This window comes from Pseudanabaena biceps PCC 7429, from assembly GCF_000332215.1.
In the GTDB taxonomy this organism is placed as follows: domain Bacteria; phylum Cyanobacteriota; class Cyanobacteriia; order Pseudanabaenales; family Pseudanabaenaceae; genus Pseudanabaena; species Pseudanabaena biceps.
Genome location: NZ_ALWB01000333.1, coordinates 1 through 4220, shown reverse-complemented (window position 1 = coordinate 4220; position 4220 = coordinate 1). Strand labels below are relative to the sequence as shown.

At 43.3% G+C, this 4220-nt stretch carries 2 protein-coding genes; both read left to right on the top strand.

All coding sequences use genetic code 11. The annotated features are described in order from the left end of the window. Window positions 1-595: 595 nt before the first annotated feature. The gene (locus PSE7429_RS21850) at window positions 596-1567 is read left to right on the top strand and encodes a vWA domain-containing protein (RefSeq protein WP_009629556.1); all 972 of its coding nucleotides are present in this window, start codon (window positions 596-598) and stop codon (window positions 1565-1567) included. 133 nt (window positions 1568-1700) lie between these two features. Next, window positions 1701-4094, top strand: a complete 2394-nt coding sequence (locus PSE7429_RS23975; protein WP_009629555.1) for an OmpA family protein — start codon at window positions 1701-1703, stop codon at window positions 4092-4094. Window positions 4095-4220: the final 126 nt, after the last annotated feature.

Here is a 4220-nt window from a genome sequence, read left to right as displayed (position 1 = left end):
TGCGGCGCACGCGCAGCGTGCGCCGCAGGTTTTAGATCTGGATTTTAATTATGATGAGGTACTTACGTAGCCGAAATTTGTTACTGATAGGAGAATTTAGTTGCGGAGATATCATCACAAGTTCGGAGGTAATATCAATTCACGAAAGTGTTGTCACACTTTCGTGAATTAAAAACCAAACCCAGTAAGGGTTTTCAAAGCTCAAAATGGCTACGCCATTTTGAGCTTTGGTATAAGAAGTTAAATTGGAGATTAGGGCGATCGCATTAAGTAGCGAAGAAACCCAAAATCAGAAAGTGTACTGCCCGCTACGCGGGCGGTACGCTTTCTGGTTTTGGGTTTAAATCATGCTGAACTACTTATTACAGCGCTTTGCGCTCAAACCCAAACCAAGGAAATTTTTGAAAGCGTTGCGAAGCAACGCTTTCAAAAATTTCCTTGTGGTTCGTTTGATCGATAATTGCTGTAAGTCTTTAAAGAATCTTTAAGAATCATTAAAGAATTAATCTCTTAATCTTTAGATTAAGGAGCAATAGCAAGAATTGATAGCAATAGGCTACTATTTTGATGTGAAATATCAGAGAGTCATCCGAGTATGCAGTTAAAAAGTGTCGTTCAACCCTTTGGTGAAGTCAATGTTTATCCTCAAAACAATGGAGATATTGACATCGTTGCAACTATTCTGATGGTTCCAGACATTGAGGGTGCTAGGGTCGGTCTAGCCTTGGATGGTTCGGCATCCATGAAGAAAATCTATGGCATTAGTGGAGTTGTGAGCAGTTTCTTTGCCAGTGCTGCCGTTACCCACAACGTTGTCGAGCCCGTAGCAAGGGTCATGGTGAAATACCTTGCTAATTTTGCGGCAACGGGTAGGGTCGATCTCATCAATTGGGCCTGTGGAGCGGCGGGAGAACTCATTGAGGATCTGGGTAGCTTTAGCGGTGAAGAGATCGAGCAGTTATCCATCAAAGGACCAAAGATCCCTTGGGGAACTGGAACAAAACTATTACCACCATTGCGATATTTTATTAACAAATATAAAGCCGCACCAGCGATCGGCGTTAAACAACCTGCTGCCATCTGTCTGATTATTACTGATGGCATTATCGAGGATCTCGAAGAGGTCAAAGAATACTGTTTTAAGTATGCTCTAGAAATTGCCGATCGCACTAAACCATTTATTAAACTGCTACTCATTGGTGTGGGCAAAGAAATCGACGAAAAGCAACTTGAAGAATTAGACAATATGTTTGAAGGCAGTCCTGTTAAGGATGCAGCAGGTCGCGATATCGATCTTTGGGACTATCAAGTTGCCGATGACATTCAAATTTTGGAACAGATTTTCAAGGAATTTGTGTCTGCGGAAACAATTGTGACCCATTATGGAAGGATTCTCAATCAAGCAGGTAAGGTTTGCGAAGAGTATAGTTTGGGAGTACCTGCGTTGATGCGCTTTAGGCTGCCTGCGGGTTCGACAGCATTTACCCTTGAGTTTTCGGGGGGCAACGTGACCCAAGATATTACGGAAGCACTTCCTAAGGATACTGATTTTCCTATCCTTACCTAGTCTGCCCAGCAAACGCTATGAAAAGAGGTTCTGGATGAGAGAGTAATATCGATCGCCATAAACATAAATCATAAACATAAATCATAAATATAAATCATAAATTTAGCTATAAACAAAGCCCAAATGGATAGCCATGCTGCATGAAAATAATTCCGAGACTAATGAATTAGGTGAATTAGGACGTGAAGTTGGTGCAATCAAAGATGAAGTAAAAATTAACCCCAAGAGCTTCCAGATGCCAGCTAATCTGGTAGCAAACGAGTTTGGGGAAGTGAATGTTTTTCGCGATCGCTTCCCATCACCTAACAATCCCATTCCTAACGATCCCATTCCGCAATGTCGAGTGGAATTCACGATCGCGATGGAGCCAGAGGGAAAATTTGCCGAAGGATGGCGGACTGGTTTAGCCCTAGATGCCAGTGCCTCGATGAAACGAGCCTATGGTCGCAAGGTAGAAGCAAGAGTCGATCCCGAACTCTTGACAGCCTATATTAAAGAGGGTCGATTGCGATCCTATTTAGAGGATGGCGAGCCCATTCGCAAAATCCAACGAGATGCCTTTGCCGAAATCAAAGAGCGCGGATATGAGGTTAACTATACGGAAAATATCTTGCAGCCCTTGGTGCAAAACTTTACGGCTTACTTAGCCGAGAACTTGGATGGAACAGGAAAAACATCGCTACTCTATTGGGGCTGTGGTGCGGGGGATGAAATCCAAGTTTTGGGAGAATTTGATGCCGTAAGCTGTCAGCAATTAGCGATCGCTGGTCCCGCCACCTTTAAACTGGGAAAGACAACTAAGCTTCTACCCGCGATCGCCTATTTTGTCGATCGCAATCGTCAAGCTCCACGCGGTATTTATATCTTTTTGACCGATGGCAGAATTGATGATTTAGAGCAGGTCAAAAACTACACCAAGGAGCTAGCCCTAGAGATTGCGGTCGGGAAGCGAAACTATTTGAAATTGATTTTGATTGGAATTGGTAATGATGTCGATCGCTATCAATTGCAGGAGTTAGACGATCTCGATACGGGTTTAGATATCGATTTGTGGGATTACAAAATTGCTAGCGAGATGACCAGTCTCACGCAAATATTTGCGGAAGTCGTCAATGATCATCAGATTATTGCCGCGAATGGCGCGATCTATGACGATCGCGGCAACTGTGTCAAAGCCTATACCCATGGCTTACCTGCCCGAATAGACTTTATGATGCCCCATGACTGCCAATGGTTTGAGCTAGTAGTAGGCGATCGCCGTATTCGCCAATCGGTAGTTTTAGGTGCGGAGACTGCGGCGATCGCGCCTTTAGCCGCGAAGAAACTATGGGATTTTGAGACTCTGATACAGGAACCTAATTCAGCGTTAGTCGTTGTGCAGCCCTCTGTGATTAACGATCAACCAAAGTCAACAAACCTATGGAAAATCCTTGCGGCTGTATTGATTGGGATGGCTTTTGCGGGAACGGCGATCGCTTTTGGGATTTTAATTAAGCGATCGGATGATAGCAAATTACAAAATGCTTCTATTCCCACAATCGTCAAAGAATCCATAATTGAATCGGAAGTAAGTTCAAGCGATCGCCCTAGTAATACTACTGGTCTAAATAATCCATCTAAAGCTAATCCATCTAAAGCTAATCCATCTAAAGCTAATCCATCTAAAGCTAATCCATCTAAAGCTAATCCCGATGATGGCAAATCTATTTCTAATAATCCTAATAGTCCAGACATCACCAACGGTAATAATAAGCTCGGCAATAATAGAACCAACCCTAGCAATGATAAATCGCTTGATCGCTCTGCTAGCAATAGCTCCGAGAAAATCACTGATGATAACTCTAGCAATAAGTCATCAGTCACTAAAGCAGAAAATAATTCAATCAATAGCCCCCAGAATAACGTCCAGAATAGCACCCAGAATAGCGCCCAGAGAGGAAATGGGATCAACCCTACGGGTAGTTTCACAAAAATAACGGGTGATCTTGCGCTAAAGACTGCATTCCCCAATTTCCTCAAGCCTAATCCTAATATCGATAGTAATGGGAAAGATCCCAATTCTCGTAATACCAATTCAGGCAATTCAGCCAATAGTTCTCTCAATAATTCTCTCAATAATATAAATTCAGGGACTCCATCCCAAAATGGCGATCGCCTTGTGAATTCGATTTTGCCAGTGGTCAATCCTGACTTAGAGGTAACCATCTTTTTTCCCTCCGACGAATCGCAACTACTCCCACCCGAAGAAGCCAAAATCGATAGTTTCTGGACAAAGGTACAGGGACGACGCGGCGTAATTCAGGTCAGCGGTCACACCGATACCACTGGAGACTATGCCTATAATCTCGACCTATCCCAAGCAAGGGCGAATGAGGTGGTGAGAATCCTCCGCGATCGCGGACTTGATAATAACTACAAGGTCACATTTGAGGCTCTATCTTGGTTGCAACCGCTCAAGAAAAATAACACCGCAAGGGATAACGCCTTTAACCGTCGCGTAGTTTTACAATTTAAAGAGCAACGATAACCAGCACTGGTTATCGTTGCTCTTTAACTAAGTAGCTAGGCATAAGTAAACTTACAGCGCTTTGCACTCAAACCCAAACTAGGGAAATTTTTGAAAGCGTTGCAAAGCAACGCTTTCAAAAATTTC